Below are 15,436 nucleotides of genomic sequence, written 5' to 3' on the forward strand. Positions count from 1 at the left end.
GTCGTGATCACGTTGGTTTCTCGAGGGTCGTATCGTGGTTCGGATCGAGTACGTCGCGGAGCCCGTCGCCGAGCAGGTTGAACCCGAAGACGGTGAGCATGATCGCCGCACCCGGGGCGTTCGCGAGCCACCACGCCCCACGGAGGTGGTGGCGGCCGGCCGAGAGCATCGTTCCCCACTCGGGCGTCGGCGGCTGTGCGCCGAGGCCGATAAACGAGAGGCCGGCCGTTCCGAGGATGACCGTCCCGAGATTCATGGTGGCGAGGACGATAACAGGGCCGACGACGTTCGGAAGGAGATGGCGGACGGCGATGCGAATCCGGGAGACGCCCATCAACCTGGCGGCCTTGACGAACTCGCGTTCTTTCGTCGAGAGAACGCTGCCGCGGACGAGGCGGGCGTAGGAGGCCCAGCCGACGACCGCGAGCGCGAGCATCACGTTTCGCAGGCTGGGGCCGAGGATGCCGGCGACCACGAGCGCGAGCACCAGGCCCGGGAACGCGAGTTGGATGTCGACGAGTCGCATCAGGAACTCGTCGACCCAGCCACCGGCGTAGCCCGCGAGCAGACCGATCGCCGTCCCGAGGACGAGCCTGATCGCGGTGACGGCGACGGCGATACCGAACGAGAGTCGGGCCCCGTACAGGAGTCGCGAGAAGACGTCCCGTCCGAGCTGATCGGTTCCCATCGGATGGGCCAGCGTCGGGGGCTGTAACCGGTTCGCGAGGTCCTGACTCGCCGGGTCGTACGGGGCGGCGACGGGGCCGAGTACGGCGGCGATCGACAGGGTGACGACGATCGCGAGCCCCGCGACGTTGAGCGGGTTCGCGAAAAACGCCGCGAGCGCACGGGACGTGCGGACCGCCCGGTACCGGCGTCGAAGGCCCGTCACGATGGTATCGAGAGCGGCGATCACGCCGTCTCACCTCCAAGTTGGACGCGGGGATCGAGATACCGGTAGGTGAGATCGACGAGCAGGTTCGTCGCGACGAAGACGATCGCGGTGACGAGGGTGACGGCTTGCACCACCGGGTAGTTGCGTTCGAACACCGCGTCGACGAGCAACGAACCCAACCCCGGCCGCTGGAAGATGATCTCGACGACGACCGCCCCGTTCAGCAGCGTCCCCAGTTGGAGCCCGAGGATCGTCACGACCGGCACGAGCGCGTTTCGCAACGCGTGTTTGTAGACGACGATCCGCTCGCGCAACCCCTTGGCACGGGCGGTGTCGACGTACGCTTCGTCGAGGACCTCGAGCATAGAGCTTCGGACGAGCCGCGTGACGACGGCGGCCATGCCGGACCCGAGCGTGATCGCCGGCAACACGAGATGGCCGACACTGCCGGCACCGGCGACCGGGAGAACGCCGAGGGTCAGCGGGAACAGCAGGATCAACAGGTACGCGAGCCAGAAGTTCGGCATCGAAACGCCGAGCAGCGCGCCCAGTTGGCTCGCATGGTCGATCGGAGACCCGCGGTTGACGGCACTGACGACGCCGGCGGGGATCGAAATCACGAGCGCGACGAGCATCGCGGCGAGGGCCAACTCGAGGGTAAACGGTACCACTTCGATAATGAGCGTCGAGACGGGCATGTCGCTGTAGTAGGAGGTCCCCAGATCGCCCCTGAAGACGTCAGTCAGCCAGTTCAGGTACTGAACCGGGACCGGATCGTTCAGCCCGTGTTCCGCTCGGAACGCCTCGATCTCGGCCGCCGAGGGCTGGCGGTCGAGTTGCTGGGAGAGAATGATCTCGGCCGGGTCCCCGGGCGTGAGGAAGATCAGGCCGTACGTGACGACCGAGACGCCGAACGTAACGGCGAGTGACGTCGCGAGCCGGGACGCGAGGTAATCGTAGCCGATCATCTCTTCGTCAGGCCGTTCGCGTCAGATCGCGCCACTCGGCGAACCGTTCGATCGGGTGGAGTTCGAGGCCTTCTACCGCGGCGTCGGCGGCGACGACGTACTCCTGGTAGAACAGCGGGACGACGACGGCCGCGTCCATGATCCGCCGCTGGGCTTCGACGTAGGCGTCGCGCTTTGCGGCCGGATCGTACGACTGGTAGCCGGTCTCGATGAGGTCGTCGACCTCGCCGCCGAGGTTGTACAGCCCGGTCCCCTCGGCCTCGTAGAGGTCCTTGTTGTCGACGCCCATCGTGTGGAAGTTCTCCCACATGATGTAGTCCGCGCCGGGACTGTTCGAACCCGTACTCCCGACCTGGAGGTGGAACTCGCCGCGGTCCGTCCGATCTTTGACGGACGCGTTCTCGAGCAGTTCGATGGCGACGTCGACACCGATCTCGTCGAACTGGGACTCGAGGACCTGGCTGATCGTCCTGCCGTCGTCCATGTCGGCGCTGACGAGACAGGTCAGTTCCTCGCCGTCATAGGCAGACCGATCGACGAACTCGCGGGCGGCGTCCTGATCGCGCTCGTAGGTCGGGAGTTCGTCCTCGTCGACCCAGTCGATGACCGGCGAAATCGGGCCGCGAGCGGGTTCGCCGACCCCCTCGAGCACCGTCCTGACGAGTTCTTCCTGGGAGATCGCGTGATTGAGTGCGCGCCGAAGATCCACGTCGTCGGTCGGTTCGCGGTGGATGTTGATCCAGGCCGATATCGCCCCCGCGGACTGCTGGGCGTCGACGCGAACGTCGTCGCTCTCGCGAAGCGCCGGGAGACGTCCCTTTGACGGGTTATAGATTAGATCGACCTCGCCGCTCTCGAGGAGGTCGGTTCGGGTCGTCTCGTCTTCGGCCGCCCGGAACGTGAGTGCCGTCGGGGTCGGGTCGCCACCCCAGTAGTCAGCGAACCGTTCGACACGGATGTGCTGGCCGCGCCGGACCTCCTCGAGGGTGAACGGTCCGGTGCCGATGATCTTCCCCGCCCGCCGATCGGCGTCCGGGTGCTGGATGTCGATCATGTTGTGGGCGATCGTTCCGGGGAACCCGGGGAACGGGTCCGTCGTCTCGAATTCGACGGTGTAGTCGTCGATCTTCGTGACGCTGCCCGGCTCGAGGTGGAGCCAGCCGTAGACGAAGTCGCCGCGCTCGGTGAGGATGTTTTCCTCGAACGTGTGGACGACGTCGTCGGCGGTCAGTTCCTCGCCGTTGTGGAAGGGGACGCCCTTCCGGAGGTCGAACACCCAGGTGGTGTCGTCGGTCGCGGTCCAGTCGGTCGCGAGCCACGGTTTGGGTTGCATGTCGTCGGTGCCCCAGACCAGCGGCTCGATGACGCGCGTCCAGTACGGAGCCATGCCGCCCCAGTTGTCGTACCGGCTGGTGTCGGTCGGATCCGATGCGAGCCCGATCGTAAATGCGGTCTCGTCGGCTGCTCTGTCCCCCGCACACCCGGCGAGGGACGCGAGTCCCCCACCGGCGACGCCGGCGAGCAGTCGTCGACGTGAACAGTCCATCAGTATCGTCCCGTCGAATGCCGGGTTCGACGGTCGTCACGGGAGTCACTCCGTCGAAAGCGCCCCCCGGCGCGGGACGCTCGATCAGCCGACGGTACCGATACGCCGCGGCAGTCGCGGCTGACACTCCGTGCAAACGGTTCGATGCTGGCCATGTGAAAGCTGAATTGTTCTACTGAAACTGTGTTTGTAAGAATTCTGGTTTGGCTCCGTATCGATCACCGGCCAGGTCCAGGGCCCGCGATCACCGCTGCGTCGACACCGATTCCCGTGGAGTGGGGAGAAAAGTCGATCGCGTGCCGTCTCACTCGCCGCTTCACTACTCACACCGCCTCGCTCGTCCATGCAACTGTCGCCGGAGAGGGGACCACTCCGTTCGCTCGAGTTCCTTCGAGTATCGCACCAAACGATTGACACTCGTCCGGAGAAAAAAACCGCCGATGACAGCGGATCGCACCTCGAAACGGGGAATCACGATCACGAAAAACAGGGTCGTCCGGTACCTCGTTACGAACAAGAACGTACAGCACGCCGTCAACCTGCTCACCGTCGCGGTGTTCTTCTATGCGCTCTACCGAGCTGCGGTCGGACCGACGGATTCCGGGCGGAACTTCGGTAGCGTCGTGTTCTTCGGGTTCTGGTGGGCCCCGATCATGATACTTAGCCTCCTCTTTTTCGGCCGGATCTGGTGTTACTTCTGTCCGCTGGGAGCGATCGTCCGGTTCACGCAGCGGTTCGGTCTCCAGCGCCATTTCCCGATGTATACACGATCGAAGCGGGTCGCGTTCGGCCTGTCGCTCTCGATCCTGTCGCTGACGACGCTTACGTTCGTCCTCGCGCGGTGGGGGATGGCCGACCTCGGCGTCTCGTATATGCCGCGTCGCGTTCCGTACTACTGGCTCGCGATCGTCGGCGTCGCCGTGGCCGTGAGTCTTGTCTACCAGCGACAGGCGTTCTGTCGGTACGTCTGCCCCGCCACGGGCGTGATGAGCGTCACCGCGAAGTTCTCCCCGCTCGAGGTCGCCCAGAACACGGAAACCGGCGTCAAATGTGCCACGCTCGAGTACAAGAGCGACTATCTGAGCACCGATCGCCGGTGTACCGCCTGCATGAGGTGTACGTCGGAACAGCCGGACGAAGACGTGGAACTCCGGGTTCGCTGGCCCGGGGCCAAGGTAATTACCGAGCGGATCCCGCTGGTCGACGAAGCGATCATCGCACTCGTCATCTGGGGTGCGATCCCGATCAACTTCGTCCTCGGCAGCGCCATCCTGACCGCCCTCGGTGGACAGTTGCCGGGCTTGCTCGTCTCGACGACGGCCTATCTCGCGAGCGTCGTCGTGGCACTCGTCGGGTTCGCCGTCGCCAACAAGTTGGCGAGCGACTGGAGCGGCCTCGACTGGGAACCGTCGTTCACGAAGTTCGGACTCAGTTACGCGCCGCTGGGTCTAATGTGGGCGCTCGGGGACTTCGTTATCGCGGGACTGTTGGAAAACGGCGGCCATACCGTGAACGTCGTCGCGCAGGGGCTCGGGATTCCTCTGTCGCTCCCCCCGGGAGCGAGTTCCGGGATCGTTTCGGCCTGGGTATCGTTCTTCGTCACCGGCTGGCTCTGGCTCGCAGTCCTCTGGAGCGGAGCGATCGCCTGGCAAGTCGCGACGGCGTTGACCGACTCGAAACGGCGCGCGGCGAAGGCGTTTGCCCCGCACTTCGCGCTGATGACGATCAGCACCTTCGGCCTGGTCGTCGGCGTGGTAACCGGCGTTTCCTACCCGATCGCCTAGCGACCGTCCGTTCCGTCGAGTACCGTCCCGGCCGCCGTTGTGAGAGTTGCACCAGAAGGGTTATAGCACTAATTGTTGGCTGGGGAACCATGACAGGAACAGTCGAATATACGCGAAACGGACTCCTGTCCGTGACGACCGAACAGGCGGGTCGGACGGAGGAGCCGTCGCTACTGGCCGCTGACCCGCTTGCCACCCGAACGTTCGAACTCTCGAGCGCCGAGATCCTTCGTGGTCTCGACGAGATAGACGGGCGGTACTCGAGAGAGGACCTCGAGGAAACGCTGCTGGAGACGCTCGATCTCTCGGCGGACGCCGCCGCCGACCTCGTCGCGGACCTGATCGACGCCGGCTTTCTCCGTCCGGCAGACCGGCACGGAAGTCGAACCGCCTCCTGGGAGGCCACCGGCTGGCGGGCCGCGCTGGCGTATCACGAGTACGTCCGCGACTATCCGTTCATCGACGAGGCAGTCGAAAACTCCGAGTACGAGGGCGTCGAGGGAATGGAAACCGAACTCATGCGGGAGTACCGGGCGCGAGAGGACCCGCCGGCGATCTACAAGGATTACGACGTCGACGAGCGGATCGAGTTACCGCCGATCGAGGATGCCGAACGGGTGTCCGTCGCCGACGCCCTGTCGACATCGCTGTTCGGACGCGCCGATTCGACCCGGGGCGCGCTCGACGCGCGGACCCTCTCTGCGATCCTGTACTTCGCGTTCGGAGAGACGGGCAAACTGCAGACGGAACACCAGGGACCGAAGCTCAGAAAGCCGGTCCCGTCGGGCGGCGCGCGTCACCCGACAGAGGGGTACGTGGCCGTGTTCGAAGCGACGGATCTCCCCGCCGGCATCTACCACTATTCGGTTCGGGAGCACGCGCTGGAACGGCTCCCGACCGACACCGACCTCACAAAGCCCCTGCTGTGGGGTATCGACTCCGACCCGGCGGCTCTCATCGGCTGTACGTCGGTCGTCGAACGAAGCATGTGGCGGTACCGCGAGCCGCGAACGTATCGCGTCCTGTTACACGACCTCGGGCACGTCCTCGAGACGCTCAGGATCACCGCTCGAGCGTACGGGTTGTCGACGATGGCCGGGTTCAAATTCGACGACGAGTACCTCGAGGACTGCTTCGGCGTCGACCACGCCGAAGAACCGCTGCTCGCCTACGCTGCGCTGTCCGCCGATCCCTGACACCCGTGCTGGCCGAGTCGCTGCTCGCGAATACCGTCGAACGCGCTCGAAGCGACGTCCGCCGATACTATTTCTATCGGGCGACGATGAGTCAAGGGTTCATCGCCCCGGTCATCATCGAATACGTTCGGTACCGCGGGCTGTCCTATTCGGCGATCGGACTCCTGACCGCGCTCTTTACGCTCACGACGTTGCTCGGCGAAGTGCCCGCGGGCTATCTCGGCGACAGGCTGGGCCGACGGAGCATGCTCGTCGCCGGAAGTGCGCTCACGATCGTCGCCATGCTTACGTTCGGGGTCTCGGGAACGTTCGCCGGCTTTCTCGTCGCGTACGTCGTGTGGGCGGTCGGCATCGTCTTTCGCTCCGGAGTCGCCTCCGCCTGGTTGTACGACACGTTGACTCGAGCCGGGGAGGGCGATTCGTTTACCGCCGTTCAGGGGCGGGCGAAGGCGCTCGAGTTAGCGGTGAGCGCCGGTACGGCCCTGCTCGGCGCGTGGATGGCGACGAGAAACTGGTTCTATCCGTTCGTCGGAAACGCCGGGCTCTATCTCTGCAGTATCGTCGCCGTCTTCGGCTTGTCGACATCGGTCGGCGACCGGGCCGACGCCGAGTCGTTCACGCCGTTGGACGCACTCCCGGTCGTCCGCGAGTTCCTGTCGACTCCGGGTCTCAGGTCCTTCGTCGTCTACAGCGGTCTGTTTACCGCGTACCTCGGTCTCGTCGCGACGTTTACGCAACCGATCGCGACGGGCATCGGTATCGACATCAGCAAACTCGGCTGGCTCTACGCAGGGTTTTCGCTCGTCTCAGCCGCCATCACGTTCTTTTCGGGAACTCTCGAACGGATCGTCGGGATCAGGTGGTGGTTTTTGAGCGCGCCGCTTTGCGTCGGCGTCCTGTTCGTCGTCGCCCCGTTGTCTCCGCTCGTGGCGCTGTCCGCCCTGTTCGCCTGTCGGGTCGCTCGAAACGTCAGTAAACCGCTTCAGGAGCAGTATTTGAACGCCCACGCCGATTCGATCGGCCGCGCGACGATCCTCTCGACGGTCGTGATGATCTCGATGGCGTTTATGATCGGATTCAGGGTTCTCGGCGGGCTGATAGCGGATGTCACGTCTCCGATCACCATGATCGCGGTTACGAACGTCGCGATGCTCGTCGGACTGTGGCTCCTCGTCGCCGTCGAATCGCCCGTCCCGAAGGACGTCGTTCCGTCCGCCGGCTCCGGGGACGGAGCGGGCACCGAAGCCGGGTAACCGAGTACTCGAGTTCGCGGGCCGTAACACGCGGCTCAGTACGACCGGATGTCGACTTCGGTCGTCCGCGAGCGCGGCGGTTGACGGGCGAGGTGCCGGTAGGTCGTCGCGATTTCCTCCGGATCGAGAAGGGACGAGTGATCGATATCCGGCATCGCCCGTCGGGTACGCGGCGTATCCATTCCGCCGTGGAGAACGACGTGAGCGACGTGAACCCCGTCCGGACCCAGTTCTTTCGCCAGTCCCTGGGCGAGTCCACGGACGGCGAACTTCGCGCTGCTGAACCCGACCGCGTCCGCTCGAGCACGCGTTCCGGCGTCGGCACCGGTGAAGATAATCGTGCCGTCGTTCCGATCGCGCATGTTCGGGACGACCGCCCGCGCACAGAGGAACGCGCCGAAGGCACACCCCCGCCACATCTCCTCGAACTGTGGGGCGGTGACATCCGAAACGCCCCCGGCATAAACGGTGGCTGCGTGATTGACGAGGGCGTCGACGGCTCCGAGTTCCGTCCGAATCTCGTCGAACGCCCGTTCCACGTCCCCGGGGTCGGTCACGTCGGCCTGGACGGGAATCGCCGCGGTCTCATCGTCTTCGATCTCCCGGGCGAGCGAGTCGATCGTATCGGTGGTCCGGGCGAGTAAGCCGACCGACCACCCGTGATCGGCGAACTCGCGAACGATGGCGGCGCTCAGTCCCTGTCCGACGCCGGCGACGACCACGACTCGCCTCATCGCGGATCACTCCGAACGCGTCCCCGCATGTCACTCACCGATCGCGACCAGGTACGTGATCGCCTCGTCGTCCCCGTCGACTCCAACGAGCGCGTCGATCCGCTCGTCCTTGAGCGCCGGCGTCACGAAGTTCCGCAATCGCAGTGCCGTCGCGACGAGGACGAGTCGGTGCGCGTGTTCCGAGACGTGAAGGTAACTGTTCCGAAGCCCGCGGGATTTCGGACACCACCGCTGATCGTGGTCGAATACCGAACCGAAAACGAACGAGACGGCCGCATCCGTGTGGTGATTCTGCCGGTGTGCAGCATCGGTAACCGCGTCGTCGGCCGTTTCAACGGTATCGAACTTGCGGATTCGGAACAAGGCGTGCTCTCGAATGTCGTACTCGTAGACGCCAGGCGGAACGTCCCGACACCGTTGGACGACGGGATACACGCGCAGTCCCGCTCGCCGGACCGCACCAGGCTCGGTTTCGGCGAGCGGCGTTTCTTCGAGGTGATCGAAGGCGGCTCTCACCGGCTCGAAAGAGTGGTGTAAGACCGTCGAGAGCGTCGTCAGGTCCATCTCGGTACCGCTGAAGTTTCGATGGGTGCGTCGCCGCAACGCGACCGCTCGAAACGACTCGTCTGGGAGGTCGTCGGGGTCGGGAACGTCGATACGCGGCCCGTCTCGAGCCCTCGCGGACGGCGGCTCGAGGGACTCGCCGCACCGGGTCGTTCCCTCTCGGTCGTCAGGGGGCGTCGGCCGTTCGACGTTCGCCGTCCGGGTACGGAGATGGTAGAAAAGCGCCCGTTGCCAGCCCTTTTCCATCCACGTCCGATACGCGACGAAGTTCTCGTGATCGTCCGGCAGCAGGAATCCGGTCTCGATCAGCGTGTCGAGGAGGTCGTCGGCCGCCGTCGTATCACACCCGAGGGAGTCGCGAGCGAACGTTCGAAGGTCGTCCCTCGAACGGGCCGTCAACGCGTACTCGAGGAGTTCGACGACGTCGATGTCGTCGAGTTCGTACGTGTTCGTCGTTCCGTCGACGAACACGGTCCCGCGTATTCCACCGTCCGCGGGTCCGTTCCAGTCGAACTGCACGAGGTTGTTCGTTCTAACCTTCATACGTATCGTCGAATCGTTCAGTTTCTCTCGTCCGGTCCCGAAAATCGGACACCCACGGGCGCTACCGGGCCGACGTCATTCCGCCGGCCGCCGGCGTCCGATGACGCCCGGTAGCGTCCCCGTGGATCGTCCGAAGGTCGTCAGTCGTCGGATTCGACGACCTTGTGATGCTGATGGAGCGCCGGTGCTTCCTCGTCGTCGACCTCTTCGATGTCGTATTCTGTCATGGGTGTTACACCCACTCGATGTACCGACGATTTCGGTATAAAAAATTCTGGTGCGGTTATGAAAAATCGGCGTTCAGGGTATCAAGCGCACTCCTGATAGGAAACTAGCGAATGAACGCCCGATCCGCACTATCGGTCGACGAAGCGACTGATCCGTTCGCCCCCTCGAAGGCGTCTTCCCGGAACGGTCACTGCTCCTCGGTTAGCGACGTGCGTCGGTCCGATCGAGTGTTCAGCGCCCTGTCGGGTTGGTCGTCGCCGCTCGCGAATCGGCCCACGACGCCGTCGTCGAGTACTTCTCTCTCGTAGTCCGGGAGGGTGAACCGTACGCCAGTTCGAACGTTCTGTAGTCGATGTCGTGATCGCGCAGGCACGCGATGGTGGACGTTCGCGTCAGCGCGTAGTGGCACGTGGGAAGCCGGACCGAGACGCCACACTGCCGCCAGCACAGACCGGCCATCACCATCGTCGAAGTGGCCCACCTGAGCGTTTCGAGTCGGGCATCCGGCTCCAGGCGAGGCGTGGCGAACGTCACCTCCTCGAGAGACCCCGTACAGTGGGGACAGCCGTCCCAGGAGACGGAGTCGAGGTACCGCAGCGCCCGCCGTTGGCCGGCGCGAACAGTTCGTCGAGGTCACGGCCTCGGTGAGCAGTGAACGAGAGCCGCATGTCGAACAGGACGCCGTGATTCGGACACAGCCGATCTCACTCGGAAAGAACGGTCGGAGGGCTGTAGCCATCGACGAAACGGCCGACCGTCCGTCGGCGGACGCTCAGGCCCGGGTCGGCGACGGCGACGACAGCGCGCTCGTGAGGTAACTGACGAGGACGATGAGCACGCACCCGATCGGTGCCGCGACGATCACCGCGTCCAATCCGTACGGGCTGCCCAGAACCGTGTCCCAGGAAACCGCGAGCACGGCACCGGTGACCATCCCGGTGAGCCCGCCGATTTTCGTCAGCCGATCCCGGAACAGGAAGATCGAAAGCAGCGGCGGCGTGATCGCGGCCCCGTACGCCGTGTACGAGTACATCTGGACCTCGAGAATGGTCGGGAAGTACTGGCCGAGGACGAACGCGAAGAGCCCGAGGACGATCACGAGGACCCGCGTCAGCCAGAAGATCCGGCCGTCCGGCGCGTCGGGATTAACGAACCCCTTGTAGAGGTCCTGGGAGAGGTTCGTACAGGCCGACAGCAGGTAGGAGCTCCCGGTCGTGATAATAAACGCCGTCGCGGCGGCGAGAAGGATACCGCCGACCCACGTCGGGAGCGCGGTCGTCGTCGCGATCAGGGCCATTCCCGGGTCGAGTTCGGGAAACATCGCCCGCGAAGCGAACGCGATCAGGGGGACCAGCGTCATCGTCGCGATCGCGCCGACGAACCAGGCGATCAGTCCCGCGTTCGTTCCGTCGTCGGTTTCGCCGGCGATGATCCGCTGGTACATGTTCTGGTCGGCGAGGATCAACAGGAGCGGCGGTGCCCAGAGTGCGAAAAACTCGACGAACGACAGGTCCCCGAACGTATCGAGGTGGGTTGCGGGAACGTTCGCTGTAATGCCCGACCAGCCGCCGGCCTCGAAGAACACGAACGGCACCGCGATGACGAGACCCACGAGCATCAGGAACGCGCTGATCGCGTCAGTATACGCGACCGACATGAGACCGCCCATCGCCGCGAGTGCGATGATGAGGACCGTTCCGAGGAGCGTTCCTTGCATGACCGAGAGCCCGGTCGTCACGTTCAACACGAACCCGATACCGATGAATTGGTAGGAGACGATCCCGACGTACGCGAACGCGATCACGAGCAGGCTGATGATCCGCCCTTCGTCGCCCAGCTCTTCCCCGATCATTTCGGGGACCGTGAGCTTGTCGAACCGCCGAATACGCGGTGCGAGCATCTTCAAAACGCCGATACCGATGAGGGAAGCCGTCCCCATAAGGATCGCGGGAATCAGGCCGTTATCGTACGCGATCGAGTTCGCGCCGCCGGTCACCGTCCCGGACCCCATCCACGTCGCCAGCAGCGTCCCGGCGATGACGACCGCGCCGAGGCTTCGACCGGCAACCATGAAGTCCTCCGCCGTCTCCGTTTCGCCGTACGCCCAGACACCGACGCCGAGCATTACGGCCAGATATCCGGCCACGATGTAAAGCAACGTCATGTCGCTCTGAACTGGCATAAGACAGTGGTTGGAAATTCATGCGTTAAATATCTACCCGATCAATTATTTCAGAATGCAAAGTGGGAAGGATAGAACGTGATTGGGATGTCCTGTCCATAATCGCGATCGGTTTTAATTCAGAACCAAGAATCGTGACATACAATAACACCACTCACGATACCGAAGTCGGAACACCGCGATCGAAAACGAACGCGTCTGGCGCGTACCGAGTCGGACGGGTTCCTAGACGAAGAGTTGAATGTCGGAGTCGGCCATGTGTTGTAGCGCAGTGGCCGCGCCGACGCCGGTAGTGACGCCGTCGTAGAAGTCGTCCTCGTCGTAGTCCATCAACTCGATCGTCATCTGGCAGGCCTGCAAATCGACGCCGCTCTCGAGCGAGAGATCGATCAGTTCCTCGATGGTGGCGGTCCCGTTGTCGTCGATCCGCTTTTGCATCAGTCTCGTGGCCACCGTATCCATCCCGGGAAGTGCGGCAATGGCGTTTGGAATCGGCATGTTCGGGTTGCCGACGGCGCTCAGTTTGAGGTCCGCCGACTTCTCCTCGTGGAGGATGTCGAGGCCCCAAAACGTGTGGAAGACGACGACGTCCCAGCCGAAGGCGGCGGCCGTGCTCGCCAGGATCAACGGCGGGTACGCCATATCGAAACTTCCCTGGGTGGCGACGATGGTCATCTTCGTCCCGTCGTCGCCATCGGCGGCCGTCTCCTCGAGTGCCGCGACGCGCTCGCGCAGCGCCTGCAACTCGGCGGGGTCGAATTCGAGATCGGCGTCGTCGGTCGACGGCGGCGAGTGCTCCGTACTCATTCCCCTGTCTTCTCCACGTAGTGGATGTACCGGTCGTCGTCCGCGACCTGCTCGAGGAGTGCGACGCCGTCGGTGCCGCCGGCCCATCCCTGAATGTCGCTCATGCTGCCCGAGTCCGTCGCGACGACTTCGAGCACATCGCCGGCCTCGAGGTCGTCGATTGCTTGCTTGGTCTTCACGACGGGCATCGGACAGGACTGTCCTGTCACGTCCAGCGTTTCCGTGGTCTGGTATTCCGAACTCATGGGTTGCTTCTATGCTCCGTATTGGAGCTATTGCACAATATAGCCTGCACCCATAAAAGGTCACCGGTTATTGTACAATATACAAACATCCGAATCCGGCTCTCTCCCAGTATTTGCCTCAGATTGGTCTATGGGCCTGTATATGCCTTCTACACTTGGGTTTGAGGTAATGATATTGCAGAGTATAGAAAATACTACGCGAACTCTTAAGTGCGAGTAGCCGATAACGGGAACTGTACAACATGGACGACATGGACTTTCCAACGCCGGACGCAGAAATCGAATCGGTCAGTCCCGACGAGTTGAGGGACCGAATCGACGCGGGAGAGGCTATCACGCTCCTCGACACCCGTATGGAATCGGAGTACGCCGAGTGGAAGATCGACGGGAGGAACGTCGAATCAATCAACATCCCGTACTTCGAGTTCTTGGACGACGAAATCGACGACGACGTTCTTGCACGGCTTCCCGATGACCGCGAACTTACCGTCGTGTGTGCGAAGGGCGGCTCGAGCGAGTACGTCGCCGGAACGCTGACCGAGCGCGGCTACGATGTCGATCACCTCGAGAACGGGATGAACGGCTGGGCGCGCATCTACGACCGCGTCGAAGTCGAGCGCTACGACGGGAGCGGAACGCTCTACCAGTACCAGCGCCCCGCGACGGGCTGTCTTGGCTACCTCGTCGTCGACGGCGACGACGCGGCCGTGATCGACCCGCTGCGCGCGTTCACCGATCAATATCTCGAGGACGCCGACGAACTCGGTGTCGACCTGCAGTACGCGATCGACACGCACATTCACGCGGACCACATTTCCGGGGTCCGTGCGCTCGATGCCGTCGGCGTCGATGGCGTCATCCCCGAGGCATCGGTCGACCGTGGCGTCACTTACGCCGACGAGATGACCCTCGCAGCGGACGGCGACGAGTTCCAGGTCGGGTCGGCGACGATCGAGACCGTCTCCACGCCCGGCCACACCTCCGGCATGACCGCGTATCTGCTCGACGGCTCGCTGCTCGCGACCGGCGACGGGCTGTTCGTCGAGAGCGTCGCCCGACCCGACTTGGAGGAGGGCGATGACGGCGCTCCCGAGGCGGCCGCGCAGCTCTACGAGTCGCTCCAGGAGCGCGTGCTGCCCCTCCCCGATGACACGCTGATCGGTGGCGCTCACGTCAGCGACGCAGCCGAACCCGCCGAAGACGGGACCTACACCGCACCGCTCGGGCAACTCGAGGCGGAGATGGACGCCCTGACGATGGACGAAGACGCGTTCGTCGAGTTGATCCTCTCGGATATGCCGCCTCGGCCGGCTAACTACGAGGACATCATCCCGACGAACCTCGGCCAGCAGACGGCCGACGACGCGGACGCGTTCGAACTCGAACTCGGCCCGAACAACTGTGCGGCGAGCCAGGAGTCGCTCGCCGGTGACTAACCCCCAATGGTAGCCGACCCAGTCCCACTTCAGCTGACCGCCGAACTGTTCCCCAACGGGATCAGTCGCTACGCCGTCGGCGGAATGCTCGTCGGTCTCGGCACGGTCGTCATCTACGTCGGAACCGGCATCCCGGCCGGGGCGAGCACGTTCCTCGAGTCGACGCTATCGTACGTCTCCGGGCAGTCGCGGTTCCAGCGGTACGTCTCGTCCCGGGACTGGCGCGTCGTGTTCACGCTTGGGATCGTTCTGGGCGCGCTGGCGTTCGCGGCGACGGTCCAGTCCGGAGTGATCACGACCTCGCTCTACGAAGCCGGAACGACCGGCGAACTGTACGAGGTCGGCGGCGTGACGCTCTGGTCGACGGCCGTCCAACCGTGGCGGCTGTTCCTGGGCGGCATCCTGGTCGGGATCGGCACCCGAATCGGCAAAGGGTGTACGTCCGGCCACGGCGTCTGCGGCGTCGGCTCGGCGTCGAAAACCTCGATCGTCGGCGTGCTGACGTTCCTGACAGTCGCGATCGCGACTGCACAGATCGTCGCGGCACTGGGGGTGAGTCCGTAATGGCGGATCGCCATCCCCTGTTCATGCCGCTGATCCTCGTCGGCGGCCTGATCTTCGGGTTCGGTCTCGGGTTCAGCCAGATGGCGCGCCCGGAAGTCGTGCTGCACTTCCTACAGTTCGAGGACGTTGGACTGCTGTTCGTCATGTTCGGCGCGGCGATCGTCTCCGGGATCGCCTTCGCCGTGATGCCCCGTCTCCGGGATAGCGCGCCGCTGACCGGCGACCGGTACGAACGCCGGCTGAAGCCGTTCGATCGGAACGTCCTGATCGGCGGCGCGATCTTCGGCGTCGGCTGGGGCCTCTCGGGGATCTGTCCCGGCGCGGCCTACGCCAGCCTCGGCGTCGGGAACGTCACCATCCTGTGGGCCCTCGCCGGCATGTTCGTCGGTGCCTACCTACAGGGTGTCTGGCGGAGCACGCACGCCACGACCGAAGTCGCCCCATCGGATGCCGACTGACGCCCCTCGAGTCTCGAGAACCGAAACACGGCT

At 64.1% G+C, this 15,436-nt stretch carries 14 protein-coding genes; 6 read left to right on the forward strand and 8 right to left on the reverse strand.

Translation table 11 applies throughout. The annotated features are described in order from the left end of the window. Window positions 1–7: 7 nt before the first annotated feature. The 3 genes from nikC to C487_RS18800 are packed head-to-tail and all read right to left on the reverse strand — an operon-like array spanning window position 8 to window position 3,409. Window positions 8–916, reverse strand: coding sequence for a nickel transporter permease (gene nikC / locus C487_RS18790; protein ID WP_006187435.1), 909 nt, complete (start codon window positions 914–916; stop codon window positions 8–10). After that, window positions 913–1,863: a nickel ABC transporter permease gene (gene nikB / locus C487_RS18795; protein WP_006187436.1), complete on the reverse strand. Its 951-nt coding sequence runs from the start codon at window positions 1,861–1,863 to the stop codon at window positions 913–915. Before nikB ends, nikC begins: the two co-directional genes overlap by 4 nt. Before the next feature lie 7 nt (window positions 1,864–1,870). Further along, on the reverse strand, window positions 1,871–3,409 hold the full coding sequence (locus C487_RS18800; protein WP_006187437.1) for an ABC transporter substrate-binding protein: 1,539 nt from the start codon (window positions 3,407–3,409) through the stop codon (window positions 1,871–1,873). A 440-nt stretch (window positions 3,410–3,849) separates the two neighbouring features. Here C487_RS18800 and C487_RS18805 point away from each other — a divergent pair, with 440 nt between their 5' ends. The 3 genes from C487_RS18805 (at window position 3,850) to C487_RS18815 (ending at window position 7,642) form a co-directional block, all read left to right on the forward strand. Further along, on the forward strand, window positions 3,850–5,193 hold the full coding sequence (locus C487_RS18805; RefSeq protein ID WP_006187438.1) for a 4Fe-4S binding protein: 1,344 nt from the start codon (window positions 3,850–3,852) through the stop codon (window positions 5,191–5,193). A gap of 89 nt (window positions 5,194–5,282) precedes the next feature. After that, window positions 5,283–6,389: a SagB/ThcOx family dehydrogenase gene (locus tag C487_RS18810; RefSeq protein WP_049908292.1), complete on the forward strand. Its 1,107-nt coding sequence runs from the start codon at window positions 5,283–5,285 to the stop codon at window positions 6,387–6,389. 5 nt (window positions 6,390–6,394) lie between these two features. Next, window positions 6,395–7,642, forward strand: coding sequence for an MFS transporter (locus C487_RS18815; protein ID WP_006187440.1), 1,248 nt, complete (start codon window positions 6,395–6,397; stop codon window positions 7,640–7,642). Window positions 7,643–7,677: 35 nt separating this feature from the next. On the opposite strand, the gene C487_RS18820 is transcribed toward C487_RS18815, so the two are convergent. From C487_RS18820 to C487_RS18840, 5 genes are all read right to left on the reverse strand, one after another. Next, a complete protein-coding gene (locus C487_RS18820) occupies window positions 7,678–8,376 on the reverse strand; it encodes an SDR family NAD(P)-dependent oxidoreductase (protein WP_006187441.1) in 699 nt (232 codons plus the stop codon). A gap of 30 nt (window positions 8,377–8,406) precedes the next feature. Beyond that, window positions 8,407–9,483 (reverse strand): nitroreductase family protein, encoded by a 1,077-nt coding sequence (locus C487_RS18825; protein WP_006187442.1) that lies wholly within the window; start codon window positions 9,481–9,483, stop codon window positions 8,407–8,409. A 1,000-nt stretch (window positions 9,484–10,483) separates the two neighbouring features. After that, window positions 10,484–11,893 (reverse strand): sodium:solute symporter family protein, encoded by a 1,410-nt coding sequence (locus tag C487_RS18830; RefSeq protein WP_006187443.1) that lies wholly within the window; start codon window positions 11,891–11,893, stop codon window positions 10,484–10,486. Between the two features lie 225 nt (window positions 11,894–12,118). After that, window positions 12,119–12,700: a DsrE/DsrF/DrsH-like family protein gene (locus C487_RS18835; RefSeq protein ID WP_006187444.1), complete on the reverse strand. Its 582-nt coding sequence runs from the start codon at window positions 12,698–12,700 to the stop codon at window positions 12,119–12,121. Then, window positions 12,697–12,945, reverse strand: a complete 249-nt coding sequence (locus tag C487_RS18840; RefSeq protein WP_006187445.1) for a sulfurtransferase TusA family protein — start codon at window positions 12,943–12,945, stop codon at window positions 12,697–12,699. The genes C487_RS18835 and C487_RS18840 overlap by 4 nt, the downstream gene beginning before the upstream one ends. Window positions 12,946–13,187: 242 nt before the next feature. Here C487_RS18840 and C487_RS18845 point away from each other — a divergent pair, with 242 nt between their 5' ends. The 3 genes from C487_RS18845 to C487_RS18855 are packed head-to-tail and all read left to right on the forward strand — an operon-like array spanning window position 13,188 to window position 15,403. Beyond that, window positions 13,188–14,381 carry an MBL fold metallo-hydrolase gene (locus C487_RS18845; protein ID WP_006187446.1) on the forward strand — a complete coding sequence of 398 codons (1,194 nt, stop codon included), beginning with the start codon at window positions 13,188–13,190 and terminating at the stop codon, window positions 14,379–14,381. Between the two features lie 6 nt (window positions 14,382–14,387). After that, on the forward strand, window positions 14,388–14,945 hold the full coding sequence (locus C487_RS18850) for a YeeE/YedE family protein (protein WP_006187447.1): 558 nt from the start codon (window positions 14,388–14,390) through the stop codon (window positions 14,943–14,945). Continuing rightward, complete coding sequence (locus C487_RS18855) at window positions 14,945–15,403, forward strand: YeeE/YedE family protein (RefSeq protein WP_006187448.1); 459 nt, start codon at window positions 14,945–14,947, stop codon at window positions 15,401–15,403. Before C487_RS18850 ends, C487_RS18855 begins: the two co-directional genes overlap by 1 nt. Window positions 15,404–15,436 lie beyond the last annotated feature (33 nt).

This window comes from Natrinema pallidum DSM 3751, from assembly GCF_000337615.1.
In the GTDB taxonomy this organism is placed as follows: Archaea; Halobacteriota; Halobacteria; order Halobacteriales; family Natrialbaceae; genus Natrinema; species Natrinema pallidum.

Coding starts and splice junctions, on each gene's coding strand:
- C487_RS18825 (WP_006187442.1), bottom strand. CDS start 9,483: ATGAAGGTTAGAACGAACAACCTCGTGCAGTTCGACTGGAACGGACCC.
- C487_RS18810 (WP_049908292.1), top strand. CDS start 5,283: ATGACAGGAACAGTCGAATATACGCGAAACGGACTCCTGTCCGTGACG.
- C487_RS18840 (WP_006187445.1), bottom strand. CDS start 12,945: ATGAGTTCGGAATACCAGACCACGGAAACGCTGGACGTGACAGGACAG.
- C487_RS18855 (WP_006187448.1), top strand. CDS start 14,945: ATGGCGGATCGCCATCCCCTGTTCATGCCGCTGATCCTCGTCGGCGGC.
- C487_RS18845 (WP_006187446.1), top strand. CDS start 13,188: ATGGACGACATGGACTTTCCAACGCCGGACGCAGAAATCGAATCGGTC.
- C487_RS18805 (WP_006187438.1), top strand. CDS start 3,850: ATGACAGCGGATCGCACCTCGAAACGGGGAATCACGATCACGAAAAAC.
- nikB (WP_006187436.1), bottom strand. CDS start 1,863: ATGATCGGCTACGATTACCTCGCGTCCCGGCTCGCGACGTCACTCGCC.
- C487_RS18800 (WP_006187437.1), bottom strand. CDS start 3,409: ATGGACTGTTCACGTCGACGACTGCTCGCCGGCGTCGCCGGTGGGGGA.
- C487_RS18850 (WP_006187447.1), top strand. CDS start 14,388: ATGGTAGCCGACCCAGTCCCACTTCAGCTGACCGCCGAACTGTTCCCC.
- C487_RS18835 (WP_006187444.1), bottom strand. CDS start 12,700: ATGAGTACGGAGCACTCGCCGCCGTCGACCGACGACGCCGATCTCGAA.
- C487_RS18830 (WP_006187443.1), bottom strand. CDS start 11,893: ATGCCAGTTCAGAGCGACATGACGTTGCTTTACATCGTGGCCGGATAT.
- C487_RS18820 (WP_006187441.1), bottom strand. CDS start 8,376: ATGAGGCGAGTCGTGGTCGTCGCCGGCGTCGGACAGGGACTGAGCGCC.